Source organism: Agathobaculum sp. Marseille-P7918 (assembly GCF_964248325.1).
In the GTDB taxonomy this organism is placed as follows: domain Bacteria; phylum Bacillota; class Clostridia; order Oscillospirales; family Butyricicoccaceae; genus Agathobaculum.
Map to the genome: position 1 here is coordinate 45,808 of NZ_CAXTXI010000003.1, position 24,481 is coordinate 70,288.

At 57.8% G+C, this 24,481-nt stretch carries 20 protein-coding genes and 3 tRNA genes; 10 read left to right on the top strand and 13 right to left on the bottom strand.

Annotated elements, in window-relative coordinates; translation table 11 throughout:
* The first annotated feature begins 76 nt into the window (after positions 1-76).
* Positions 77-259: a hypothetical protein gene (locus tag ACESSO_RS05455; RefSeq protein WP_373164046.1), complete on the top strand. Its 183-nt coding sequence runs from the start codon at positions 77-79 to the stop codon at positions 257-259.
* A 45-nt stretch (positions 260-304) separates the two neighbouring features.
* Here ACESSO_RS05455 and ACESSO_RS05460 read toward each other — a convergent pair whose 3' ends face one another.
* Positions 305-1,384, bottom strand: coding sequence for a sensor histidine kinase (locus ACESSO_RS05460; protein WP_373164047.1), 1,080 nt, complete (start codon positions 1,382-1,384; stop codon positions 305-307).
* A gap of 252 nt (positions 1,385-1,636) precedes the next feature.
* On the opposite strand from ACESSO_RS05460, the gene gap reads away from it, so the two are divergent.
* Positions 1,637-2,665 (top strand): type I glyceraldehyde-3-phosphate dehydrogenase, encoded by a 1,029-nt coding sequence (gap, locus tag ACESSO_RS05465; protein ID WP_125115451.1) that lies wholly within the window; start codon positions 1,637-1,639, stop codon positions 2,663-2,665.
* A 57-nt stretch (positions 2,666-2,722) separates the two neighbouring features.
* The gene (locus ACESSO_RS05470) at positions 2,723-2,977 is read left to right on the top strand and encodes a DUF5808 domain-containing protein (protein WP_373164048.1); all 255 of its coding nucleotides are present in this window, start codon (positions 2,723-2,725) and stop codon (positions 2,975-2,977) included.
* A gap of 52 nt (positions 2,978-3,029) precedes the next feature.
* On the opposite strand, the gene uraA is transcribed toward ACESSO_RS05470, so the two are convergent.
* The 3 genes from uraA to rnr form a co-directional block, all read right to left on the bottom strand.
* Entirely contained in the window at positions 3,030-4,313 is a 1,284-nt protein-coding gene (gene uraA, locus ACESSO_RS05475; RefSeq protein WP_373164049.1) for a uracil permease, read from the bottom strand.
* A gap of 77 nt (positions 4,314-4,390) precedes the next feature.
* On the bottom strand, positions 4,391-5,233 hold the full coding sequence (locus ACESSO_RS05480; protein WP_373164050.1) for a patatin family protein: 843 nt from the start codon (positions 5,231-5,233) through the stop codon (positions 4,391-4,393).
* Between the two features lie 31 nt (positions 5,234-5,264).
* A complete protein-coding gene (gene rnr / locus ACESSO_RS05485; protein WP_373164051.1) occupies positions 5,265-7,511 on the bottom strand; it encodes a ribonuclease R in 2,247 nt (748 codons plus the stop codon).
* Between the two features lie 140 nt (positions 7,512-7,651).
* On the opposite strand from rnr, the gene ACESSO_RS05490 reads away from it, so the two are divergent.
* Together ACESSO_RS05490 and ACESSO_RS05495 are read left to right on the top strand one after the other, a co-directional pair.
* Positions 7,652-8,407, top strand: a complete 756-nt coding sequence (locus ACESSO_RS05490) for an SDR family NAD(P)-dependent oxidoreductase (protein ID WP_373164287.1) — start codon at positions 7,652-7,654, stop codon at positions 8,405-8,407.
* Positions 8,404-9,201 (top strand): tRNA 2-thiocytidine biosynthesis TtcA family protein, encoded by a 798-nt coding sequence (locus ACESSO_RS05495; RefSeq protein WP_373164052.1) that lies wholly within the window; start codon positions 8,404-8,406, stop codon positions 9,199-9,201. The genes ACESSO_RS05490 and ACESSO_RS05495 overlap by 4 nt, the downstream gene beginning before the upstream one ends.
* A gap of 46 nt (positions 9,202-9,247) precedes the next feature.
* Here ACESSO_RS05495 and ACESSO_RS05500 read toward each other — a convergent pair whose 3' ends face one another.
* From ACESSO_RS05500 to ACESSO_RS05530, 7 genes are all read right to left on the bottom strand, one after another.
* Positions 9,248-11,257: a heavy metal translocating P-type ATPase gene (locus ACESSO_RS05500; protein WP_373164053.1), complete on the bottom strand. Its 2,010-nt coding sequence runs from the start codon at positions 11,255-11,257 to the stop codon at positions 9,248-9,250.
* Positions 11,182-11,592 (bottom strand): hypothetical protein, encoded by a 411-nt coding sequence (locus ACESSO_RS05505; RefSeq protein ID WP_373164054.1) that lies wholly within the window; start codon positions 11,590-11,592, stop codon positions 11,182-11,184. The genes ACESSO_RS05500 and ACESSO_RS05505 overlap by 76 nt, the downstream gene beginning before the upstream one ends.
* Positions 11,593-11,854: 262 nt before the next feature.
* Positions 11,855-12,748 carry a DMT family transporter gene (locus ACESSO_RS05510; RefSeq protein ID WP_373164055.1) on the bottom strand — a complete coding sequence of 298 codons (894 nt, stop codon included), beginning with the start codon at positions 12,746-12,748 and terminating at the stop codon, positions 11,855-11,857.
* Between the two features lie 74 nt (positions 12,749-12,822).
* Positions 12,823-12,898, bottom strand: a tRNA-Thr gene (locus ACESSO_RS05515).
* A 4-nt stretch (positions 12,899-12,902) separates the two neighbouring features.
* Positions 12,903-12,978: transfer RNA gene (locus ACESSO_RS05520), tRNA-Trp, on the bottom strand.
* 3 nt (positions 12,979-12,981) lie between these two features.
* Positions 12,982-13,057 (bottom strand) — tRNA-Asn (locus ACESSO_RS05525).
* Positions 13,058-13,235: 178 nt separating this feature from the next.
* Complete coding sequence (locus ACESSO_RS05530; RefSeq protein ID WP_373164057.1) at positions 13,236-14,414, bottom strand: iron-containing alcohol dehydrogenase; 1,179 nt, start codon at positions 14,412-14,414, stop codon at positions 13,236-13,238.
* Positions 14,415-14,555: 141 nt separating this feature from the next.
* Here ACESSO_RS05530 and ACESSO_RS05535 point away from each other — a divergent pair, with 141 nt between their 5' ends.
* The 4 genes from ACESSO_RS05535 to mfd all read left to right on the top strand — a co-directional run bounded on the left by ACESSO_RS05535 (position 14,556) and on the right by mfd (position 21,096).
* The gene (locus tag ACESSO_RS05535; RefSeq protein ID WP_373164058.1) at positions 14,556-15,485 is read left to right on the top strand and encodes a hypothetical protein; all 930 of its coding nucleotides are present in this window, start codon (positions 14,556-14,558) and stop codon (positions 15,483-15,485) included.
* A gap of 182 nt (positions 15,486-15,667) precedes the next feature.
* Positions 15,668-16,909, top strand: coding sequence for a cysteine desulfurase family protein (locus ACESSO_RS05540; protein WP_373164059.1), 1,242 nt, complete (start codon positions 15,668-15,670; stop codon positions 16,907-16,909).
* Between the two features lie 32 nt (positions 16,910-16,941).
* Positions 16,942-17,391, top strand: coding sequence for a Fe-S cluster assembly scaffold protein NifU (gene nifU, locus ACESSO_RS05545; RefSeq protein WP_373164060.1), 450 nt, complete (start codon positions 16,942-16,944; stop codon positions 17,389-17,391).
* A 246-nt stretch (positions 17,392-17,637) separates the two neighbouring features.
* On the top strand, positions 17,638-21,096 hold the full coding sequence (mfd, locus tag ACESSO_RS05550; RefSeq protein ID WP_373164061.1) for a transcription-repair coupling factor: 3,459 nt from the start codon (positions 17,638-17,640) through the stop codon (positions 21,094-21,096).
* Positions 21,097-21,145: 49 nt separating this feature from the next.
* Here mfd and ACESSO_RS05555 read toward each other — a convergent pair whose 3' ends face one another.
* The gene (locus ACESSO_RS05555; RefSeq protein WP_373164062.1) at positions 21,146-21,730 is read right to left on the bottom strand and encodes a hypothetical protein; all 585 of its coding nucleotides are present in this window, start codon (positions 21,728-21,730) and stop codon (positions 21,146-21,148) included.
* A gap of 403 nt (positions 21,731-22,133) precedes the next feature.
* On the opposite strand from ACESSO_RS05555, the gene cysS reads away from it, so the two are divergent.
* Positions 22,134-23,549, top strand: a complete 1,416-nt coding sequence (gene cysS / locus ACESSO_RS05560) for a cysteine--tRNA ligase (RefSeq protein WP_373164063.1) — start codon at positions 22,134-22,136, stop codon at positions 23,547-23,549.
* A gap of 67 nt (positions 23,550-23,616) precedes the next feature.
* On the opposite strand, the gene licT is transcribed toward cysS, so the two are convergent.
* The gene (gene licT / locus ACESSO_RS05565; protein WP_373164064.1) at positions 23,617-24,447 is read right to left on the bottom strand and encodes a BglG family transcription antiterminator LicT; all 831 of its coding nucleotides are present in this window, start codon (positions 24,445-24,447) and stop codon (positions 23,617-23,619) included.
* Positions 24,448-24,481 lie beyond the last annotated feature (34 nt).

Consider the following 24,481-nt stretch of genomic DNA (forward strand, 5'->3'; position numbering starts at 1 on the left):
ATTTTGCAGTTCACGACTCCAAGCTATGGTATCATAAACTGAACCCGAAAAGATCATCTGGCAGGAGGTTCCAAAGATGACATTTAAACAGGTGCTTTCGTACTTTCTGACCGGTGCGGCCGTACTGTCTGTGACAACCACAACGTTGGCCGCAGAGGATCTGCTGCATGACAATGCGGACGGTGCCGCCGATGTGCAGGCACAGATATCCCACGCAGAGAAGGTGCAGACTTCGTACGATCTGTCTAAAGAGGGCTGACAAAAGCGGCCGCTGTGCTCAGCACAGCGGCCGCTTTTTGTTTTTTCAGTCCAAAACGGAAAATTCGATTTCTTCCAGCGGGTAGCCATCCTCGAGGATCATAGGGGCGTGCAGGTTGTGGTCGGCAAGCGATTCGGGCAGATGTGCAAGCGTGAAATGAAGCTGGCTGCCGCCGCCTTCGCGTGGGGACAGCAGCAGACTGCCGCCGTGCAGCTGCGCGATGCGTTGGATGAGCGGCAAACCCAATCCGGGCGGCGTACCCTGCCGCGCGAGTGCAAGGTACTCGTCGAGCGGAGCGGGCATCTGCCAGCCGGACAGCAGCGCTTCAAAGCGTGCAGCATCCAGACCAGGGCCGCGATCGGCAACCGTGATGGTGAAAAATGCGCCGTCATCATACAAGCTCAGGGAAATATCGTCGTCCGGCGGCGTGACATGCAGCGCATTGGCAAGCAGGTTGTACAGTGCGGTGCGGATGAGCTGCGGCTCAATCAGTGCGATACAGCTATCGTCCGCATGCACTGTGATGGGGGCGGCGTTGCTCGAGGCGTGCGTGGACGCCTGCTCCGCAGCGCTGCGGCACAGCTGGGCCAGATCATCGTGGTGCAGCTGCAGCTGCTCGGTCAGCGGTGGGTCATGCAGAAAGTCCGAATGCATGAGCAGACGGTGCAGCCGCAGACACTGACGGCGCAGGTGCGCGGCAAGCGTGGGATCGTCCACCTGTGCAGCGTCTGCAAGCAGCGTGCCCAGATACTGTGTGCCCTTGGCGTGCAGCACACGAAGCGTGCCGTCATAGGAGGCGCGGTCGTCACGCACAAAGGCCAGTAGCGCTCCATCGCGGTGCGGGAGGATTTCCAGACGGTATTCCAAACCGTCCAGTTCTTCATAAACCGTGTGCGGTGCGCGCGCGGCAATACAATCGCGCAGAGCTGCTGCCGCCTGATCGCTGAGCAGCTGGTCGATGCGTTCGAGCGGGTGCAGCCCGGTCAGGCGAGTGGCGATTTCATTGCTGTTTTCAATATAAAGTGTGGAAGAAACTGTGACAACCGCTGCGTCGCGCAGACCGGTGCGAGCGAGCAGCTCACGCAGGGTTTTCTCGTCAATGTGTGAAAAGAACGTATCCGCCATCTCTATCCTCCAAAATATTTTTGTTTCTCTTTTCATGAGTATAAGGCTGCGCAGTGACTGAAATACTATATTTTGTGGGATGTGCTTATTATACCACCAGACGGGAATGCATTGCAAAGAAAAATGTACAAAAAGCCCAGTCGTAATGACAAAAATTTCACAAATATTACACCTTGCGGCAGACGACCCGTTTAGTGTATAATAAAACCATCGACAGAGACTCATTAAAAACATTTTAGGAGGATACTGTAAATGGCTATCAAAGTTGGTATCAATGGCTTTGGCCGTATCGGCCGTATGGTTTTCCGCGCTGGTCTGAAGAACCCGAACATTGAGTTCGTAGCGGTAAACGACCCGTTCATGACTCCGGACTACATGGCATACATGCTCAAGTATGACACCATGCACGGTCGCTATGACGGCACTATCGAGTATGACGACAACTCCATCACTGTGGACGGCAAGAAGGTTCTGTTCCACGCTGAGATGGATCCGAAGAACATCCCGTGGGGCAAGGACGGCGTTGATTACGTTGTCGAGTCCACCGGCGTGTTCCTGACCAAGGAGAAGGCGCAGGCGCACATCGACGGCGGCGCTAAGAAGGTTATCATGTCCGCTCCGTCCAAGGACGACACCCCGATGTTCGTTATGGGCGTTAACCAGGACACCTACACCAAGGACATGACCTTTGTTTCCAACGCTTCCTGCACCACCAACTGCCTGGCTCCGATTGCTAAGGTTCTGGACGAGGCGTTTGGCATCACCGAAGGCCTGATGACCACCGTTCACTCTACCACCGGCACCCAGAAGACCGTTGACGGCCCGTCCAAGAAGGACTGGCGCGGCGGCCGTGCGGCTTCCGGCAACATCATCCCGTCCTCCACTGGCGCTGCTAAGGCAGTAGGCAAGGTTTATCCGAAGCTGAACGGCAAGCTGACCGGTATGTCCATGCGCGTTCCGACCCTGGACGTTTCCGTTGTTGACCTGACCTGCAACCTCGCTAAGCCGGCAACCTACGACGAGATCTGCGCTGCTATGAAGAAGGCTTCCGAGACTCCGCTGTCTGAGGGCGGCCTGCAGGGCGTTCTGGGCTACACCGACGAGGACGTTGTTTCCTCCGACTTCCTGGGCGACGCTCGCACCTCCATCTTCGACGCCAAGGCTGGCATCCAGCTGACCGACACCTTCGTGAAGGTTGTTTCTTGGTACGACAACGAGTGGGGCTACTCCAACAAGCTGCTGATGCTCATCGAGCACATGGCTGAGGTTGACAACAAGTAAGTTATCCTCTTAAAACCCACAAAGCACCCTTTCCACAAGGAAAGGGTGCTTTTTTGTTTGGCATATGATATAATCACAGCAGAAAATGAGGTGGTTCATATCAAACGGAAATACAGCCAAGAGGAAGTCGAAACGCGTATGCGCGGCAGGCGTTACTGCAACCCGGACGATAAGAACCTCTTTGTGCGCCGCAGCATATGGGGCGCGTGGACGATGAATATGGGCAATCCGTGGGCGTGGTGTGCCGTTGGTGCAATCGCGCTGGCGGTTTGCCTGGCAGCGTATCTGTTGCTGTGGGTGCTCGGTGTGTAATATAAATAAAAACACCCTTTCCGTCGGAAAGAGTGTTTTTGTTTGCACAAAATCAGTCGGTCAGGTCGTTCGACCACTTCAGCTTATCGAATACATAAAACAGCAGGCTCATCAGCATGCCGACAATGGCAGCCAGCGTCATGCCGGACAGCGACACGTTGCCCAGCGACAGCGTCACGCCGGAAAGACCGGTGACAAAGATGACCGAAGTGAGTGCCATGTTGCGGTTTTTGCCGTAATCGACGTGGTTGTCAACCAGAATACGCAGACCAGAGGTACCGATCATGCCGTACAGCAGGAAGGAGATACCGCCGATGACCGGACCGGGAATGGTCTGGATGAGGGCTGCCAGCGGGCCGACGAACGAGCAGATGATGCTCAGCACAGCCGCACCGCCGATGACGCGCACCGAGTAAACCTTGGTAATGGCCATCACGCCGATGTTTTCGCCGTAGGTCGTAGTCGGCACCGAGCCGATAAAGCCCGAAATCATAGTAGAGAAATTGTCCGCGAACAGCGAGCGATGCAGGCCGGGGTCCTTGAGCAAGTCGCGGCCGACGACCTTGCTGGTGACCAGCTGGTGGCCGATGTGCTCGTTGGCAATGACCAGAATGACCGGCAGGATAATCAGAATGGCCTCCAGATCAAACTTTGGGGTCTGGAAATTCGGCAGCTGGAACAACGGCTGATGCATGGCAGCAACAATACCGTCCCAGATGACATGTTCTCCCGAAAGATACTCGGTGATGAGTCCTGCCACATAGCCGCAGATAATGGCAATCAGAATCGGGATGACCGACAAAAACTTGCGGAACAGCACGCTGCCGAGCACCGCAACGGCAAGCGTCACGCAGAAGGTAACCACAGTCGCGGTCGTTACGCCGTCTCCGACGATTTTGCCCGTCGATGCGGCGGAACCGGCCAGCTCCAGGCCAATGAGCGCCACAACCGGTCCCATCGCAGCAGGTGGAAGCACTACGTCAATCCATTTGGTGCCGCATTTATAAATGATTGCCGCGAGGATGCAGCCGCACAGACCGACAACCACAAAGCCGCCCAGCGCATACTGGTAGCCCCAGTTCTGAATGACGATGGTGGCCGGTGCGATGAATGCGAACGACGAGCCAAGGTAAGCAGGCGACTTGCCCTTGGTGATGAAGATGAACAGCAGCGTGCCGACGCCGTTCATAAACAGCACGATAGCCGGGTTGATGCCGAACATAAACGGCACCAGCACGGACGCGCCGAACATGGCGAACATGTGCTGGATGGACAGCGGCACGAGCAGGCGCGGCGGCACCTTCTCCTCCACCTGGATGATTCGATTGGTTTGCATGTTACTCTTTTATCCCCTTTTTTGTAATTTCGGCAGTGCGCCGATGTGTATGAAAAAGCGCGCAGAGCGCGTTTTTCTCAGGAAAACAGGCGCCGGATGTCATCCATGCGCGCGCATGCCATATTATACCCCATTTCGTAGCCCCATTCCAGCTTTTTCACATCTTTTTCAAAGCTCTCCAAATGGTCGGTGGGTTGGAGCAGTACGGTGTTCTGCGGCTGCTTTTCCGCCAGCTGATGGCAGAAGCACACGGTTTCGTTGTAGCGCTTGGGGCGCGTGAGCATAGTGCGTGTCAGCGCGGGATACTTGCGGTGCATGGCGCGCGCGGCAAACTTGGTGCCGTGCGTCATTTCCTTGCGATAGTCGAGCGGCTGGGTAAGCACAATCAGATTCTTTTCGTTGCCGTCATGCAGGCTTTTGACAATCGGAATCGGGTCGGCCAGACCGCCGTCATAGTAGGTCTGCGCGTCGATGGTGACCGGCGGGAAATAAATCGGGATGGCGCAGGTCGCGCGCAGCATGGTGCTCGCGCGGTCAAGCTGCATGCCGTCGAGGTATTCCGCCTCGCCTGTGCGCGCGTTGGTTACACCGACGCGGATGCGGCCCGCATAACGGTGATAGGTGTCCCAGTCAAACGGAATCAATTCGTTCGGAATGGTGGAGAATACGAACTCCACCCCGAAAATCGAGTGGTCGCGCCGCAGATTGCGCGCGCCGAAATAGCGTTTGTCGTTGCGGTATTGCCGCAGCACCTCTAGATTGCGCCCGCGCTGGCGGGACAGATAGGATACCGCATAGGTGATGCCGGCGGAAACACCGATGACATAGTCGAACATCAAATTGTTATCGAGCAGCGCGTCCATCACGCCGCACGAAAATACCGGGCGGAACGTGCCGCCCTCCAGAACAAGTCCTGGCATGCTTCCTCATAACCTTTCTGCTTGGGATGATTTATCGCCTTTTGCGCGTGGGCGGCTTGCCCTTGCGGCCGCGTCCTTTGCCGCGTCCCTGCCGGCGGCGCTGTGCGCGGTTTCCGGGCGCAGGCGCAAACGCGGGAGGCGGCGCATCCTCGGTCGGGTCGGATATCGGCAGCGCGCCTTCGGCGGGCGCAAAGTCAATTTGTCCGGTCACTTCGCTCGCGGCAAGAAGCTTGACGCGAATGGGTGTGCCGATGGTGAAGCGTTTGCCCGTGCGGCGGCCGGTCATGGTCATGCGCTGCTCGTCATACTGGTAGAAGTCACCCGTGAGCAGTTCGACGCGAATCAGTCCTTCGCAGCCGTTTTCGAGGGCCACAAAGATGCCGAACGACTGCACGCCAGACACCTCTGCGTCAAATTCCTCGCCGATGAAGCGCTTCATATAGGCCGCGATATACAGTTTGTCGATGCCGCGTTCACACTCGTCCGCGGCCTGTTCGCGCGTGGAGGATTGAGATGCGGCTTCTTCGCACAGGGTATGGTCGGCGGTCGTGAATTCTTCGCCGGTCAGCGCCTTTTGCAGCATTCGGTGCGCCACCAAATCGGGATAGCGACGGATGGGAGAGGTGAAATGCAGATAGAACTTTGCTTTCAGGCCATAATGGCCGATGCACTCATCCGCGTAGCGCGCACGGGCAAGGCTGCGCAGCAGCAGCGTCGGCAGAATGCGCTGCTTGGGGTCGTTCTTCGCGCCGCGCAGCACGGTCTGAAACTGGAAGGTGTCCTCCGGCTTGGAGGGGTCGATGCGGTAGCCAAACGGCCGCGCAAAGGCTGCGAACACGCGCAGCTTGTCCGGGTCGGGGTTTTCGTGCACGCGGTACACGGTCGGAAGCTCTCTTTTGCACATATACTCTGCGACCGCTTCGTTCGCCGCAAGCATGAATTCCTCGATGAGCTTTTCGCTTTCGCCCCGGTCGCGGTATTGGATGTCGGTTGGATTGCCGTTTTCGTCCACGATGATTTGCGCTTCCGGGATGTCAAGCTCCAAAGCACCGCGCTCAATGCGCCGCTTGTACAGCGCGTGCGCAAGGTCGTTCATACGCTCGGCGGTATCGACGAGGAAGGCATACTCCTCCCGCAGGGCCTTGTCGCCCGCAAGGATACGGTTTACCTTGTTGTAGGTCATGCGCGCGCCCGACCGGATGACCGATTTGGCAAAGCGGGCCTTGTACCGCCGCCCGTCCTTGTCCACCTCCATCAGCGCGGAGAAGGTCAGACGGTCGACACCGGGATTGAGCGAACAGATGCCATGGCTGAGCGCAAACGGCAGCATGGGCACGACATGGCCCGGGTAATAGACCGATGTGCCGCGGCGGAACGCCTCCATATCGAGCGGTGCGCCGGGCGTGACGTAATGCGACACGTCGGCAATATGCACGCCGAGCAGCAAGTGTCCGTTTTCGAGCGGCTCGAGCGATACCGCATCGTCAAAGTCCTTCGCGTCGTCGCCGTCGATGGTGAAGATGAGCTTGTCCCGTAGGTCGAGACGGTCCTTACATGCCGCCGGATCGATCTCCTGCCCGATGGCGTCCGCCTCTTGCAGCACCTCGTCGGGAAATACATCATACACGCCGTTTTCGTGCAGGATGCCTGCAATGGCGGCTTCCATTGTGCCGTCCTCACCCAAATCCGCTTCGACCACGCCCTGCGGCGGCAGCTTTTCATCTCCGTAGCAGGAGATAGACACCGCTACGCGATCGCCGGGCTGGGCGTCACCCAGATGGTGGCGGTCGATGGCAACCTCGGGGTATTTCTTGGAGACCGGCTGCACAAAATAGGCGTTTCCGCGCTGCACCAGTGCGCCGGTCAGCTCGTGGTCGGCGCGGCGCAGTACGCGAATGACCGTACCCTCGCGTCGCCCACGATTGTTTTTGCGCTCGGACAGCTTGACCAGCACGCGGTCGCCATGCCACGCGCCGCCGTTAGCACCGGGCGGGATAAACAGGTCGTCCGGCTTGGCGCCATCCGCGGGCGCGTCAGGGGCGACAAAAGCGAAGGCGCGTTCGGTGGCAAGATAGGTGCCTGCCACACAGCCGTAATGCGTGCAGACGGCAAAACGGTTTTTCTTGTTTTTCATCACCTGACCGTCCGAAATCAGATGGTCGAGCGCGTCCTTTAGCTCATTCTTTCCGGTTTCGGGCATGGCGCGGCGCATCTCATCCATGCGCATGGGCTGCGTCAGTAGGGCAAGCAGTTTGCTTTCCAGCTCAGTTCGTTCCATAAAAAGCCCTCCTTTCTATTCAGTATACCATTATCCAAGGCGGAATAAAAGGAAAATTGGCGTAAGCTCCGGTTTGACGGCGCGCGGGTCGCATGGTACACTAAGAGTAAGCAAAAACCTCCGGAAAGGGGAGCAGCATGATGAAAGCATTGATTACCGGCGCATCCTCAGGCATTGGGCGCGAAATCGCCCGACTTCTGTCTGAGCGCGGCTATGAGCTGATTTTGTGCGCGCGGCGGGAGGACCGGCTGCGTGAACTTGCTGCCGAGCTGCCGACCGTGTGCCATATCATCGCGGCGGACGTTTCGGACGCAAAGGAATGCCGCCTGCTGTATGAAGCAGCGCGCGGGGATGATCTTGAGGTGGTCGTCAATAACGCGGGCTTCGGTCTGTTCGGCGCGTTCACCGAAACCGATTTGGATGAAGAGCTGCGCATGATTGACACCAACATTCGCGCGGTGCATATCCTGACCAAGCTGGCTGTGCAGGATTTTCAGAAACGCGGGCGCGGCTATGTGCTCAATGTCGCGTCGAGCGCGGGCTTTTTGCCGGGTCCGCTCATGGCGACCTATTACGCGACCAAAAACTACGTTTTGCGGCTGACCGAAGCGCTGCGCGAGGAGCTGCGGCGTGCAGGCAGCGGTGTCAAGGTGTGCGCGTTGTGCCCCGGACCGGTGGATACCGAGTTTAACAAGGTTGCGGGCGTACGGTTTGCGCTCGGCGGCCTGACCGCACAGCGGGTTGCGCGTGCGGCGGTGGACGGGATGTTCGCGGGCAAAGGTATCGTTGTGCCGGGTGCAGCGATGAAGGCGATGACGGTTGCGCGCCATTTCGCGCCGGACAGCCTGCTGGCGCGTGTAACCTATCACTTCCAGCACAAAAAGGGTGGCGCATGACCGGACAGGAGATTCGGCGCACGCTGCAAAGCGAATTTGTGCGCACGCTGCGCAAACCCTTTGTGGACGCGGTCAAGGCATACCGGCTGGTGCAGCCGGGGGACGCTGTCGCGGTCTGCATTTCGGGCGGTAAGGATTCCATGCTGCTCGCGCTTCTGCTGCAGGATTTACAGCGCACGGTGGATTTTTCGCTGCGCTTTCTGGCGATGGACCCGGGCTACACGCCCGAGGGGCGCGCGCGGCTGGAAGCGAACGCCGCGCACCTTGGTCTGCCGCTCGAGGTGTTTGAGACCAATGTGCTGCGCATCGCGGGCAACCACGCGGCTGAGCATCCGTGCTTTTTGTGCGCGAAAATGCGGCGCGGATATCTGTACACCGAAGCGCAAAAACGCGGCTGCAACAAGATTGCGCTCGGTCATCACTATGACGACGCGGTCGAGACGGTGCTGATGGGACTGATTTACGGCGGACAGGTGCAGGCGATGCTGCCGCGCCTTGCTGCGAAAAATTATGCGGGGATGGAGCTGATTCGTCCGCTGTATCTGACACGCGAACGCAATGTACAGGCGTGGGCAGAGTTTTGCGGGCTGGATTTTGCATCGTGCGACTGCCCGGCAAAACAGCTGGAGCGCGATACCAAGCGCGCGGCAGTCAAGGCGCTGATTGCGTCGCTTGCGGCGGAAAATCCGCAGATTGAGGCGAATATCCTAAACGCCGTTAAAAATGTCGATACCGCAAAGCTGCTCGGTTGGCGGGATGAAAACGGACGCCACAGCTTTCTGGACCGGCTGTGAGGGAAAACAAAAGCGGAAAACCCACCAGGGCTTTCCGCTTTTTGTGTTATTCGGTTTTGACATACAGCATACGGATGGAATTGAGCACGCACAGCATGGCAACGCCGGAGTCTGCGAATACTGCCAGCCACATGGATGCAATACCGGCAAGACCCAGCACCATGACCAGCAGCTTAACGCCCAGCGCAAATGCAATGTTCTGGTGTGAGATACGCCGCGCGCCGCGTGCTATCTGCACGGAAGCCGGAATGGAGGACAGGTCGGCGTTCATGAATACCACGTCCGCGGCTTCAATTGCCGCGTCCGCGCCGCTGCCCATCGCTGCGCCTACGTCCGCGCCCGCAAGCACGGGCGCGTCGTTGATGCCGTCGCCGACGAACATCACCGCGCCGTGCTTTTCGCGCAGCTCGGTCAGTGCAGTCAGTTTGTCCTCGGGCAGCAGACGTGCGCGCACCTCTTGGATACCAAGTTCCTTTGCGACCGCGTCTGCGGTCTCCTGCGCGTCTCCGGTCAGCATGGCAGTGGTAAGGCCCTGCGCCTGCATGCGGTCCATGGCCTGTTTCGCGTCTGCCTTGACCGTGTCCGCAATCACAATATGGCCGAGCAGTTGTCCGTCTCGTGCAAGCAGCACCTCGGTGCTGCCGGGCGTGCCGGTGAGGCCTGCAAGGTCGATGCCGTGCCGCTCGAGCAGTTTACGGTTGCCGCAAAGCACGGTTTTGCCGCCGATAACGGCTTCCACGCCTTCGCCTGCCTGTTCACGGATGGAATCTGCAGCAGGGTAGTCGGTCTGGCAGGCGGACAGAATGGATTTTGCAATCGGATGGGTGGACGCGGATTCGCAGGCTGCCGCAAGCTGCAGCAGTTCGACGGCTTCCATATTCGCGTCTGCGGCAGGCACCACCTGCTGCACAGCAAAGTTGCCGCGGGTGATGGTGCCGGTCTTATCCATGACAATGGTTTTCACATCGCTGAGCGCTTCCAACGACACGCCGCCCTTGAACAGGATGCCGCGTTTGGAGCCTGCACCGATGCCTGCAAAATAGGTCAGCGGTACGCTCAGCACAAGCGCACACGGACAGGAAATGACAAGGAAGGTCAGCGCAGTATAGACCCAATGACTCCAGTCGCCGGTGATGACGCCGGGGACAAGGGCGGTCAGTACCGCAATGCCGACAACGGCAGGCGTGTAAACACGCGAAAAGCGTGTGATAAAGCGGTCGATTTTTGGTTTGCGCGCAGCAGCGTTTTCCACGCTGTCCAAAATACGCTGTACCATGCTTTCGGCCAGCACATGGGTGACGCGCAGTTTGAGCACGCCGTCTGTATTAACGCAGCCGGACAGCGCGCGGTCGCCGGGCGCGACGCGCACCGGCACCGGCTCGCCGGTGATGGCGGCGGTGTCCAGACGGCTGACACCTTCCTCAACTACGCCATCGAGCGGGACACGGTCGCCCGGACGGACGAGAACGAGGTCATCGACCTGCGCATCGGCGGCGGGGATGGTCTGCGTGCTGCCATCGGGCTGGATACGATTGACGGTTTCCGGCCGCAAATCGACCGCCTGCATGATCTGACGGCGCGAACGCTCGACCGCACGGTCCTCAAAATATTCGCCGATACGGTAGAACAGCATAACGCCGACTGCCTCGTCGGATGCGCCGATGGCCCATGCGCCGATGGTTGCCAGTGACATCAAAAAGTTTTCGTCAAAGATTCGGCCTTTGCCGATATTGCGCACAGCGGTCAGCAGCACGCGCCAGCCGAGCAGCAAATATGCTGCCAGCATAGCGACGACCTGCGGCACACCGTTCAGCACTAATTCGCCAAGCAGGAACAGTCCTGCGCCGATGAGCAGTTCGGCCAGCGTATGGCCGCCGGTTTCCTCTTCCTCCTCCTCAGGCGCGATGACCTTGGTCGCACTTTCGATGGAGGTGCAGATTTCACGGATGCGGGGCAGCAACGCGTCCGGATTGTCACCGGTCACGCGCAGCTGGCGGGTCTCAAACACCAGAGTGCAGTCGTGCACACCGTCCAGACGGCTGATTTGGTGCTGCATTTCAGCAGCGCAGTGCGCGCAGCCGAGGTTTTGCAATGTATACACGCGCTGCTTGCCGTGCTTGTGGAAAGCATGCGCTTCGGGATGGTGTTCGTGATGCTCCTGATGATGATGCTCGTACCCGCAGCCGCAGGCATCATCGTGATGGTGGTGCTCGTGCCCACAGTCACAGGCATCATCGTGGTGATGATGCTCGTGCCCACAGTCGCAGGCATCATCGTGGTGATGATGCTCATGCCCACAGTCGCAGGCGTCACCGTGATGGTGATGCTCGTGCCCGCAGTCGCAGGCATCATCGTGGTGGTGATGGTGCTCTTGTCCGCAATTACAAGCAATAGAGTGGGGATGCTCTATATAATTTTCAGTATTTTCTGCATGCGTGTGGGAGCGTAGAGTGCTTTTGGTTGCAGATGCAGCTCCGCAGGATTCTTCGAATGCCATAAAGACGGCCTCCTAATCTATATATGAATGATTGCTCATATGTTCATATATTCATATTATGACATGGCAGGAGGTTTGTCAATATGGGATGCGCAAAAAAATACACAAAAGAAAAGACCGTCATTTGACGGTCTTTGATGCAATTTGAAAGCAAACTCAGGCGGCGCTTTTATCCGGCAGCTGCGCTAAAATAATAGCGGCAAACATCAGTACGCAGCCCAGAATCTCTCGGCCGGACAATGTTTGGTGCAGGATAATCCAACCGGCAAGCACGGAGATAACCGACTCCAGGCTCATAATCAGCGAGGCCACGGTCGGGTTCATGCCCTTTTGCCCAATGATTTGCAGGGTATACGCTGCGCCGGAGGACAATGCGCCTGCGTACAGCACAGGCTTCCACGCGGCGAGCAGCGCACTCAGACTGGGTTGCTCAAAGAGCAGCATACCCGCGCCTGCAATCACAGCACAGACAAAAAACTGAATGCAGGACATTTTCACGCTGTCGGTCAGAGGAGAAAAATGGTCGATGACCATGATATGTACCGAAAACAGGATGGCACAGATAAAGGTGAGGAGGTCGCCGCGGTTCACGCTCAACCCGTCGGTCAGACAGAGGAAATACAGGCCGACGATTGCCAGCGCCACACCGCACCAGACCAGTCTGCCGCATTTGCGCCCGAACAGAAGGCCGAGCAGCGGTACAATCAGGATATAGCAGGCGGTCAGAAAACCGGATTTGCCGACTGTAGTGTACAGCAGGCCGATCTGCTGAAAAATACTCGCAAAGCACAGCGCCGTGCCGCAGCACACACCGCCAAGCACCAGCGTTTTGCGTGCGCGCCGTTTTTCTTCGGCGTTTTCGTGCGTATGGCTTGGACCGCTTTGATGCAGGATGACGACGACGGGCAGCAGAACAATACCGCCGATTACACTGCGCGCAAACAGAAAGGTGAATGGGCCGACATAGTCCATGCCGACGCTCTGCGCCACGAACGCCACGCCCCAGATGGCGGCGGTGAGCAGAAGAATCAGGGAGTTTCGGATTTTCAAGGCGAAACACTCCTTTTACAGAGGATTTGCACATTGCATAAAAAAACGAACCGCTTCAGGCGGTTCGCTTTTTGTGGAGCTGCTGACCGGATTTGAACCGGTGACCTCATCCTTACCAAGGATGCACTCTACCTACTGAGCTACAGCAGCAAGGTGGCAGGGGCAGTAGGGATCGAACCCACGGCACTCGGTTTTGGAGACCGATGCTCTACCAGCTGAGCTATACCCCTGTATGGCTCCTCAAGTTGGACTCGAACCAACGACCCTGCGGTTAACAGCCGCATGCTCTACCAACTGAGCTATTGAGGAATGTAAAAAGTGCTGGTATCAAACTGCAAGCATCTATTGCAGTTAGCCTAAACATTATAGCGCGCGAAGTGAAAAGTTGTCAAGAGAAAAATCAAAGAAAAAACGGAAAAATTCGTAAAAACCGTTGGCCCGTCTGCGGCGGACGCATGAAGACGTCCGTCGCAGACGGCAAGGGGGGTCATTCGGCCAAACGGTAAATAGCAAGGATGGCGTCTTTATCGAGCGGTGTATAGCTCTTGACCGGACCTTTTACGGTGCGAACGGTGTTGTTTGCAAGCGTTTCATAATCCGCAGGCTTGATGCCGAGCTGCGACAGGTGTACCGGCATGCCGATTTCCTCGAAAAAGCGCTTCATGGTCAGAATACCCTCGCGCGCGGTGCGCTCCGGGCAGGCAAAGTCCATTTCTACGCCGAACACGCGGTTTGCCAGCTGCGCGAAGCGCGGGATATCGTTTTTCATTTCGTACATCGCCCACGCCGGGAACAGAACGGAAAGACCTGCGCCGTGTGCGATCTCGTCGCGGAAGGCGCTCAGCTCATGCTCAAGCTTGTGCACCGGGAACAGGCGTGCGCGGCCGCAGCCGGTGTAATCGTTATGCGATACACTGCCCGCCCACATAAGAGTGGCGCGCGCTTCATAGTCGTTGGGGTTTGCGATGGCGCGGCGGCCTGCGTCGCGCGTTGCGATCATCAGACCCTCAGCAAGACGGTCGGTGATGTCGCTTTCGCCGCCTTCGGGGGTGAGATAGCGCTCGAGCGTGTGCATCAGGATATCCACGATGCCGCAGCCGGTCTGGAATTTGGACACGGAAAATGTGTTTTCCGGATTGAGAAAGCTGATGCGCGGACGGTTGGTCTGGCTGGTGATGCCGCGCTTTTCGCGGGTTTCCTCGTTGGTCAGCACGCATGAGTTGCTGCTTTCCGAACCGGAGGCGGCAAGCGTCAGCACGGTAGCGACAGGCAGGGTCTTGTCGGGTGCGGTGCCGGTCGAGGCAAATTCCCATGGGTCGCGCCCCGTGGCAACACCCATGCCGATACCCTTGGCCGAGTCGATTACCGAACCGCCGCCGACGGCAAGGATAAAGTCGATCCCCTCCCGCTGGCACAGTGCGATGCCCTTGCGCACCATGGATACCTTGGGATTGGGCTCGACGCCGCCCAACTCAATGAACGACAAGCCAGCATGGAACAGGCTCTGCTCCACGCGGTCGAGCAGGCCGGATGAGCGCGCGCTCGACCCTCCGAAATGCACCAACACGCGGTGCGCGCCGATTTCCTTGAGTTTCGGGCCGATTTGCTCTTCAATACCACGGCCAAAGATGATTTCGGTTGTTGTGTGGATGGTAAAATTCAGCATAGCGGCGACATCCTGCCCTTCTTTTTGAAATGAGTTAACTCTATTATACCTGTGCCCTTGCAAAAAGTCAAAAAATTAGATAGAATAATAAAACAGATATTAAGGAAAATTTGGTATTCGGTAGAAAGAGGGCCTGTCTCTTTGTTATATGATTATTCCGCTCCACAGTGGCTGCTGATTTTTTATCTGTATTGCTTTCTGGGCTGGTGCTTTGAATCCACAGTTGTATCCGTGCAGCAGCGTCGGTTTGTCAACCGCGGCTTTCTGCGGGGGCCGATGCTGCCGATCTACGGCTTTGGGGCGACGATTCTGCTGCATGTTTCGCTGCCGCTGTATGACCGGCCGGTGGAATTGTTTTTTGCCAGCATGCTGGCGGCAACGGTGTTTGAGTATGTCGTCGGCGTGGTGATGGAAAAACTGTTTAAGGTCAAATACTGGGACTACTCCACCCACCGGTTTCAGTTTCAGGGGCGCATCTGCTTGCAATCCTCCCTGTGCTGGGGCTTTTTGGGGCTGATCCTCGCGCGGGCGATTCATCCGCCGGTGGAAACCATTGTGGTGGCGCTGCCGTTCGGGCTGCTGATTGTCGTGGATGTGCTGCTTTCGGCGATGTTTGTCAGCGACGTTGCGGTATCCGTGCGCACGGCGCTCGATTTGGCCCGCATGCTGGAGGAACTGGACAAGCTGCGCGAACAGAGCGCGGAGCTGCGCCGGCAGCTTTCCGAGACCGCTTTGGTGCAGCTGACCCGGCTGTCCTACCGCGTGGACGAAGCGCGCGGCGAATGGTCGGAGAAGATGGACGATGCCCGCGAGCAGCTTTCCGAACGGATGGGTGGTGCGCGTGAGCAGATTTCCGAGCGGGTGGATGGCGCACGCGAACAGCTTGCTGATGCGAAGGAGCAGATTCTGGCACGGCTGGACGAGCTGCAAAACCGCTTTGATGAGCAGGCGGCGGGGCTTGGCCGCATCCGCAAGAGCATGCTGCGCGGCAACCCGACGGCCCGGTCGGCGCGGTATGACGCGGTGCTGCAGCGCCTGAAAAAGCGGATTGATACGCGTCGTCATGATTAAAACTACGCAAAATGCACAAAATGATGCAAAATGACGGTATTATATGCGCGCGTTTCGTCAGTTTTTCGCTTGCTAAAATGCGCGTTTCAGGTGTATATTAGTAGTACCCGGAGAACCTATCGTTTTAGTGGTGTATCCGTGATTTGTGTATCCCCTTTTTGGAGAGAAAGGCTTGAGATAAAATGAAAAGATTTGTTTATGCGGACAATGCGGCAACGACTCCGCTGTCCGAAACTGCATTTAACGCAATGAAGCCGTGGCTGACCGAGTTTTACGGCAACCCGTCCTCGCTGTACCGTATCGGCCGCGAGGCCAAGATGGCGCTTAACGAGGCGCGTACGACGGTCGGCAAGTGCCTGAACGCGGCCGCACCGGTCAACGAAGCGAACGATTACGCCCCGGGCGAAATTATCTTCACCGGCGGCGGATCACAGGCGGACAACCTCGCTATTCGCGGCTTTATGCACGGTCCGACGGCGAAGGGCCGCAAGCATCTGATTACCTCGAAGATTGAGCATCACGCGGTGCTGTACACCTGCGAAGCGCTGGAAAGAGAAGGCTTCCGCGTCACTTATCTGGATGTGGATAAGGAAGGCCATGTGGACCTCGAGCAGCTCAAGCGGGAGCTGAGCGAGGATACCGCGCTGGTATCTGTCATGGCGGCGAATAACGAAATCGGCACCATTCAGCCGCTGAAGGAGATTGCGGCGCTTGCCCATTCGGTCGGTGCAAAGTTCCACACGGATGCGGTGCAGGCAGTCGGCCATATGCACATCGATGTGCAGGAAATGGGCATTGATATGCTGTCGCTGTCCGGGCATAAGTTCCGCGGTCCGCGCGGCGTCGGTGCGCTGTATCTGAAGAAGGGCATTGCACTGGAACCGCTGGTGTACGGCGGCGGACAGGAGCGCGGTCTGTGCTCTGGTACCGAGAACACCGCGGGCTGCATTGGCCTTGCGGCGGCGATGAAGGAAGCCGTTGAGGGTCTGGATGAGAAGATGGGCTATGTAAAGCGTCTGACGGACAAGCTGGTCAAGGGTGTGATGGACAACATTCCCTATACGCACTTTACCGGCGATCCGGAAAATCGTCTGCCGGGCACAGCGTCGTTCGTGTTCGAGGCGATTGAGGGCGAGGGCCTGATTTTGATGCTGGACAACATGGGCATCTGCGGCTCGACCGGCTCGGCCTGCTCGACCGGTTCGCTCGACCCGTCTCACGTGCTCATGGCCATCGGCCTGCCGCACGAGATTGCGCACGGTTCGCTGCGCTTGACGCTGGGTGAGCAGAACACCGAAGAGGATGTGGATTACATCATCGAGACGGTGACGCAGGTGGTATCCACGCTGCGTTCGATGAGCCCGGTATGGGAGAACGGCAAGCCAAACTTGACCGCAGCAAGTGAGCTGCATGAACATCACTAAGATAGATTCAACCGAAAAAGGAGATTTTTTCTATGCAATACAGCGAAAAGGTACTCGACCACTTCACCCATCCGCGTAACGTGGGCGAGATTGAGGACGCCAACGGCGTCGGCGAAGTCGGCAACGCCAAGTGCGGCGATATCATGAAGATTTACCTCAAGGTATCGGACGACGGTGTCATTGAGGATGTGAAGTTTAAGACCTTCGGCTGCGGCGCGGCAATTGCGACCAGCTCGATGGCGACCGAGATGGTCAAGGGCAAGACGCTCGAAGAGGCGCTCAAGCTGACTAACAAGGCGGTTGCCGAGGCGCTGGACGGTCTACCGCCGGTCAAGATGCACTGCTCGGTGCTTGCGGAAGAGGCGCTGCGTTCGGCTATCGCGGACTATTACAAGCGTCTGGGCAAGGACCCCACCGAGATTCTCGGCTGTGACATGGATTGCGCCGCTTGCCATCACGAGCATGACGAACACGCGCATTAAGCGGTAAATAGATGCATACAATGAGGGCAGATTGCAAAATCTGCCCTCAGTTTGTCAAAATATTTCGTGCGAAGCGCGGGTTTGGTTAGAAAATAGCAGTATACTGCTGTTTTCATTAAAAGGTCCGGCTTTGCCGGGCGTTTTGATACGTGAATCCATTCGAACGGAAACGTGTTTCCGTTCGACAGCAGGGCAGATTGCAAAATCTGCCCTTTTGGCGTGTCTGAAGGAGGGTGACAGCCTGCCATGACGGAGATTACAAAAAGTATAACATTCTTGAATGAATACAAAATGTTGAAGGATGCGGTGCAGCAGGGCAAAACGCCGCTGCTTGCGGTCGGCCTGTCCGCCATCCACAAGGCGCATCTCGCGGCGGCGCTTGGGCTGGACACCGGCCGTCCAGTGTGCGTGCTGACCGATGACGATACGGCGGCGGCGCGTTTTGCGCTCGACCTGCAGGCTTTTGCCGAGCGCGAGGTGCTGACCCTGCCCGCACGCGAGCTGGTTATGGCGGATGTGGTGGGCGTGTCGCGCGGATATGAGCAAAAACGCCTTGCCGTGTTGGATGCACTGCCGGGTGCAGCTTTTTCGGTTGCATCTGTGCAGGCGGCTTTGCAGCGCACGCTGCCGCCCGACGCGCTGCAAAGCGCCGTGGTGCAGCTTGCCACTGGACAGACTGTGCCGCTGGAAACCCTGACGCAGCAGCTCACCCGTGCGGGTTACGAACGCTGCGTGCAGGTCGAAGGCATGGGGCAGTTCTCGGTGCGCGGCGGCATTTTGGACGTGTTTCCGCCGCAGTCGGCAAACCCGTATCGCGTGGAGTTCTGGGACGACGAAATCGATTCGATTGCGACCTTTGATGTTGGCAGTCAGCGACGGCTGGAAACTGCCGAAACACTGCGCTGCCTGCCGTGTATGGAAACACTGCCGCATCTTGCGCCGGGCGGTGCGAAAGGGCTGGCAAAGGCGGTGCGCGGCCTGCTTTCCACGCGTAAAAAGAAGCATCCCGACCTCGCGGCCCATATCGAGCGCGATGCGGAGCGGCTGGAGGAGACCGGTGCGCTGCCCGCGGCGGACAAATACCTGCCGCTGGTATATCCGGAGCTGGCAACCGCGCTTGATTATCTGCCGGAACATGCCATTGTGCTCATTGAGGATACCCCGCGCCTGCGCGATGCCGCGCGCGATTTTGCTGCCCGCATTGCGGACGACGTGACCGCACTGCTTGAGCGCGGTGAGATTGCACCCGGGCTGGACGGCTATGCGCTTGACTTCGCCGCGCTTGCCCGCACGCCGCATACGATTTTGCGGCTGGACAGCTTTTTGAACAATATTCCGGAGCTGGCCCCGCAGCATTTGGAGAACTTTGTCGCAAATCAGATGAACGCCTACGGCGGCAATCTGGATATGGCGGCAGCCGATATCCACGGTTATACCCAGCAGGGACGTGCGGTGGCCGTGCTGTGCGGCAGTGCGCTGCGCTGCCGCAATATGTGTGATGCATTGACTGAAGCCGGCTTGACGGCAACGGTCAGCGACCTGCTGCCCAAGGGCGGGCAGGTTTGTGTGATGGAGGGTACGCTGTCCGCGGGCTTCGAGTATCCCGACCTTGGTCTGGTGGTCATCACCGAGGGGCAGGTGCTGGCGCGGCGCAAAAAGACGCAGGTCAAAAAGTCGAGCCGCGACCGCGTCAAGTCGTTCACTGACCTGACACCGGGCGATTTGGTCGTGCACGAGCACCACGGCATCGGCCGCTTTGTCGGCATGGAGCGCATGACCGTGGACGGTGCGGAGCGCGATTTCATCAAGATTGCCTTTGCGGGCACGGATTTCCTGTATGTCCCAGCGACCAGTCTTGATTTGATTTCCAAGTACATCGGCGGCGGCGAGCCAGAAAAGGTGCGGCTCAACAAGCTCGGCGGCGCGGACTGGTCGCGCTCCAAGGCGCGGGCCAAGGCAGCGGCTAAGGAACTGGCGGAAGGGCTGATTAAGCTGTACGCGGAGCGCGCCAAGGTCAAGGGCTTTGCCTTCCCGCAGGACGACGCATGGCAGCGCGAGTTTGAGGAAGCCTTTCCTTATGAGGAAACCGATGACCAGCTGCGCTGCATTGCGGAAATCAAGATGGACATGGAATCCGACCGGCCGATGGACCGTCTGCTGTGCGGCGACGTGGGCTTCGGCAAGACCGAGGTTGCGCTGCGCGCGGTGATGAAGTGCGTGCTGGCGGGCAAACAGGCCGCCATCCTCGTACCGACCACTGTGCTGGCACGTCAGCATTACCTGACCGCCTTGCAGCGATTCCAGGGGCATCCGGTGACCATTGAGCTGCTGACACGCTATAAAACCGGGTCGGAGCAGACTCAGCTGCTCAAAAAGCTGGAGGCCGGTTCGGTCGATATCGTAATCGGTACGCATAAGCTGTTCAATAAAAAAATTAAATTTAAGGATTTGGGGCTGCTCGTCGTGGACGAGGAGCAGCGCTTCGGCGTATCCCACAAGGAGACGCTCAAGGAGCTGTCGAAGAATGTAGACGTGCTGACGCTGTCGGCCACGCCCATCCCGCGCACGCTTAACATGGCACTGTCCGGCATCCGGGACATGTCCTCGATTGAAGAGCCGCCGCTCGACCGTCATCCGGTGCAGACCTTCGTGCTGGAGCAAAACGACGGCGTACTGCTGGACGCGATTCGTCGTGAGCTTGCGCGCGGCGGGCAGGTGTACTACCTGCACAACCGCGTGGAATCCATCGCGCGGTGCGCCAATCTGCTCCAGCAGCGCTTGCCGGATGCGCGCATCGGTATCGTGCATGGCAAGATGACGCAAAAAGAAATCGCCGCCGCGATGAATGCCATGGCGGACGGCGAGACCGATATTCTGGTCTGCACGACCATCATCGAGACGGGCATCGATATTCCAAACGCCAACACACTCATCATCGAAAACGCGGACAATATGGGCCTTGCCCAGCTGCACCAGATTCGCGGGCGCGTCGGCCGGTCGAGCCGCCATGCCTATGCTTATCTGTGCTACCGGCGCGGCAAGGCACTCTCCGAGATTGCGCAGAAGCGTCTTTCGGCCATCCGCGAGTTCGCGGCGTTCGGCTCAGGCTTTAAGATTGCCATGCGTGACCTTGAGATTCGCGGCGCGGGCAACGTGCTCGGTCCTGAGCAGTCCGGCCACATGATGAGCGTCGGCTATGACCTGTATCTCAAGCTGCTCGAAGAGGCTGTGCAGGAGGAGAAGGGCGAAACACCCAAGCCGCGCGTGGATTGCGCGGCCGAGCTGCTGCTGTCGGCCAATCTGCCGTCGGACTATGTTCCGGATGCTGGTCAGCGTGTGGATTTGTACCGCCGTATTGCGCTCATCCGTACGGAGGAGCAGAAGAGTGATATGCTCGACGAGCTGATTGACCGCTTTGGTGAGCCGCCCCGCGAGGCGGTGGCGCTACTGGATATTGCGTTGCTGCGCAGCCGTGCGAGCGAGCAGGGGATTTCGGAAATCAAGGAGCAGGACGGCCGTCTGCTGCTCACCTTTGCGCAGACCGATTTTGCGCGCCTGTCCGCCCTGTGCGGGGACGAGTCGTTCCGCGGGCGGCTGCTGCTCAATGCGGGCTCAACGCCGTATCTGTCTCTGCGGCTGAACAAGGGCGAAGCGCCGCTTTCTATGGCGGAAACGCTGGTCGGCAAGTACGCACAGACCGCGTAACACAAAAAACACCCGATGGAACATGGTTTCCATCGGGTGTTGTATATTTTCAGCCGGCCCGGTTTATGGCGTCCAAGATGTCTGCCATCGTTTGGTTGAGTTCGTCCACACCGAGACCATAGCGTTTGCCGGAGAAGTAATAGGCCGTGTCGGAGGTGGCGCGGTACTTGACCCACTCTGTGATATCCACCGAATCCATGCCAACCGGGAAATCATAGGAAAGCCGCGACATAGAAAGCGTGTCTTGGGAGGCATCACGAATGGATGCGCTCATACAGGGAAGCACTGGTGTGATGTACATATCTCCCACTTTTCTTGCACCGCCCGCCAGCCAGCGGTCAGTCTCGGTCAGCGCACCCATATCGACGAGGTCCTGTAAAAAGGACTGGTATTCGTCATAGCTCATGTCGTCCGTGTCGTATTTTTCGCTGAGTTCCTTGAGCTGTTCATCGGTCAGTGCATCCAGACCCGCAGACGGCTCGCGCTGCTCCAGCTGCTCGAGCTTATTTTTTGTAAAGGCTGCAAATTCATCCTTATACTCGTCTTTGAGCGTCGCCATCGGCAATTTGTTGCCGTTTTCCATCGTATGCTCCGTGACATTGAACCAGTTGCTTTGGAAACCTCCGATTGTCATGAAATCTCTTCCTTCCTTTGGTGATTGTAAAAGGCAAAATGTCATATACTATACATATCGGCCGCAAAGTGTTGAGAGATAACAGGTGAGTAGAGCAGCGGCTTGACTTTTACACGGATTGTTGCTATACTGGCACTGTAATATAGAAACGTATGCAAAGACGCGGGAAAAGTAACCGTTTTTCCGGTGCGCGAAAGAGAGAAGCCCCTCGGCTGAAAGGGCTTTGCGCGCGGTACGGCGAAGTGCGCCCGCCGAGCATCGGGGTCAAACGCCCCGCGGGACGCACCCGTTATCCTGCATCCGAGTGAAAAACAGGAGTGGAACCGCGACATGAGTGCCGCCTCTTTGAGAAAAAGAGGCGGCTGTATTTTTTGTAAAATTATCCCGATAAGGAGAGTGTCATATGAAACTGTTCAACACCCTGACCCGCCAGAAGGAGGAGTTCGTCCCGATTACGCCGGGCGAGGTCAAAATGTATTCCTGCGGTCCGACCGTGTATAACTATTTCCACGTCGGCAACGCGCGCCCGTTTATTGTGTTCGACCTGCTGCGCCGCTACTTTGAGTATCGCGGCTATAAGGTGCAGTTTGTGCAGAATTTCACCGACATTGACGACAAGGTGATCAACAAGGCCAACGAAGAGGGCGTGGACTTCAACGTCATCGCCGACCGCTATATCAAGGAGTATTACACGGATGCGGAGGGTCTTGGCATCGGTAAGGCAACCGTGCATCCCCGTGCGACCGAGACGATGGACGCAATCATTGACATCGTGCAGAAGCTGCTCGACAACGGCCATGCCTATCTTGCACCGAACGGCGACGTATACTTCCGCACCAAATCCGACCCGGATTACGGCAAGCTGTGCCATCAGCCGATGGAAGAGCTGCAGGCGGGCGCGCGCATCAGCGTAGGCGAGCAGAAGGAGGACCCGATGGACTTTGCGGTCTGGAAGGCGGCGAAGCCGGGCGAGCCTGCATGGGATACGCCGTGGGGCAGTAAGGGACGTCCGGGCTGGCATATCGAGTGCTCCGCAATGGTCAACAAGTACCTCGGCCCCACCATCGACATTCACTCCGGCGGCCTTGACTTGATTTTCCCGCATCACGAGAACGAAATTGCCCAGTCCGAGTGCGCTAACGGCTGTGCCTTCGCGCATTACTGGCTGCACAACGGCTTTTTGACCATCGATAACGAGAAAATGTCCAAATCCAAGGGCAATTTCTTCATGGTGCGCGACGCGGCAAAGCAGTTCGGCTATGAAACCATCCGCATGTTCATGCTGTCCGCGCATTACCGCACGCCGCTCAACTACTCGGCCGAGTCGCTTGAGATGAACAAGGCGTCGCTGGCGCGCCTGTACGAGGCACGGAATAACATGGAGTTCCGCATCGAAAAGGCCGAGGGCGACGCGATGACCGCGGAAGAGGCGACCAAGATGGAAGCGCTTGCGGCATACAAGCAGAAGTTTATCGACGCGATGGACGACGACCTTAACACGGCGGACGCGCTTTCTGCAATCTTTGAGCTGACGCGCGAAATCAATGCGTGGATGGGCGCGCATCAGGACGCAAGCAAGGCGTTCCTGACCGCGGCGCACGACCTGTTCATGGAGCTGACCGGCGTTTTGAATCTCGTTCAGAAGCGTGATGATGCAGTGGATCCGGACGCAGAGAAGATCGAAGCGCTGATTGCGCAGCGCGCAGCGGCCAAGAAGGAGAAGAACTTCGCGGAAGCCGACCGCATCCGTGACGAGTTGGCTGCGATGGGCGTGACCATCAAGGATACTCGCCAGGGCACCCAGTGGAGCCGCGCATAAAACGAAAAATGAACGGCCACCCTGAGAAGAATGTTCTCTGGGTGGCCGTATTGCTTTGCCGGGGTTATCACGCGCCGGTGATGCGGGCGATGTGAAGCGTGAGGTACAGCAGCTCGTTTTTGCCGGCATCAAAGCCGTATTCCTGTAAAATTGCGTCGCAAATCGTCTGCGCACAGGCGAAGGCATCCGGGTATTTGTCCTGTACCGGAGGAAGAAGGTCGGCATCGCAGTCGCCGTAGCTCTGTCCTGCGGCGATACGGCGCGCCAAAAACTTCAGATGCGCTACAAACCGGTAAAAATCAGGCGAATCGCGGTCAGGCTCTACGCCGCATTGCTCCTGCACCAACCCGAATACCCGCTGCATCAGGCAGGTCATGTCGTAAACCTCGGGAAATTCACCGCCTCCCTCCGCGTTGACAAAGTGCATGGCGATAAAGCCTGCCTCATCCTCGCCAAAGTCGATGCCGGTTTCCTCCCGAATCAGGTCAACGGCGGCACAGCCAGCCCGGTATTCCTCCGGATAAAACTGCCGAATATCCCACAAAAGCGGGTTTGACAGCTCGATACCCTGTTTATGCCGCTCAAGTGCGGCTGAAATGTGGTCGGGCAGGGTAACATAAATACTGTCCGACAAGGTTGCGCCCAGTGTGCGCTTGGCATGGTCGATAATGCGCTCACTGAGCAAAAAATGCGGCAGGGGAATACTGGTCAGCAGCTGCTGGAAACGGTCGGACAGCTGTCCGGCATGCAGCGTGAAACGCTTTTCGATCAGATGGACGGGGGCGCTGTCGCCGGGGTGACGGCCAAAGCCCAGTCCGCGTCCCATCAGCACGGTTTCCTCGCCGGTTTCATCCAGTGCAATGACTACGTTGTTGTTCAGCACTTTTTCAATCTGCATGCCTTCACCTCCTTGTCAGCCACAGCCTGTATTC

Bases quoted from the DNA above. Each gene is read 5' to 3' on its own strand.
- mfd (WP_373164061.1), top strand. From the start codon at position 17,638: ATGACGGAGATTACAAAAAGTATAACATTCTTGAATGAATACAAAATG.
- ACESSO_RS05455 (WP_373164046.1), top strand. From the start codon at position 77: ATGACATTTAAACAGGTGCTTTCGTACTTTCTGACCGGTGCGGCCGTA.
- rnr (WP_373164051.1), bottom strand. From the start codon at position 7,511: ATGGAACGAACTGAGCTGGAAAGCAAACTGCTTGCCCTACTGACGCAG.
- ACESSO_RS05540 (WP_373164059.1), top strand. From the start codon at position 15,668: ATGAAAAGATTTGTTTATGCGGACAATGCGGCAACGACTCCGCTGTCC.
- gap (WP_125115451.1), top strand. From the start codon at position 1,637: ATGGCTATCAAAGTTGGTATCAATGGCTTTGGCCGTATCGGCCGTATG.
- ACESSO_RS05530 (WP_373164057.1), bottom strand. From the start codon at position 14,414: ATGCTGAATTTTACCATCCACACAACAACCGAAATCATCTTTGGCCGT.
- ACESSO_RS05555 (WP_373164062.1), bottom strand. From the start codon at position 21,730: ATGACAATCGGAGGTTTCCAAAGCAACTGGTTCAATGTCACGGAGCAT.
- ACESSO_RS05500 (WP_373164053.1), bottom strand. From the start codon at position 11,257: ATGCAGCACCAAATCAGCCGTCTGGACGGTGTGCACGACTGCACTCTG.
- ACESSO_RS05460 (WP_373164047.1), bottom strand. From the start codon at position 1,384: ATGGCGGATACGTTCTTTTCACACATTGACGAGAAAACCCTGCGTGAG.
- licT (WP_373164064.1), bottom strand. From the start codon at position 24,447: ATGCAGATTGAAAAAGTGCTGAACAACAACGTAGTCATTGCACTGGAT.
- ACESSO_RS05495 (WP_373164052.1), top strand. From the start codon at position 8,404: ATGACCGGACAGGAGATTCGGCGCACGCTGCAAAGCGAATTTGTGCGC.
- uraA (WP_373164049.1), bottom strand. From the start codon at position 4,313: ATGCAAACCAATCGAATCATCCAGGTGGAGGAGAAGGTGCCGCCGCGC.
- ACESSO_RS05490 (WP_373164287.1), top strand. From the start codon at position 7,652: ATGAAAGCATTGATTACCGGCGCATCCTCAGGCATTGGGCGCGAAATC.
- ACESSO_RS05480 (WP_373164050.1), bottom strand. From the start codon at position 5,233: ATGCCAGGACTTGTTCTGGAGGGCGGCACGTTCCGCCCGGTATTTTCG.
- cysS (WP_373164063.1), top strand. From the start codon at position 22,134: ATGAAACTGTTCAACACCCTGACCCGCCAGAAGGAGGAGTTCGTCCCG.
- nifU (WP_373164060.1), top strand. From the start codon at position 16,942: ATGCAATACAGCGAAAAGGTACTCGACCACTTCACCCATCCGCGTAAC.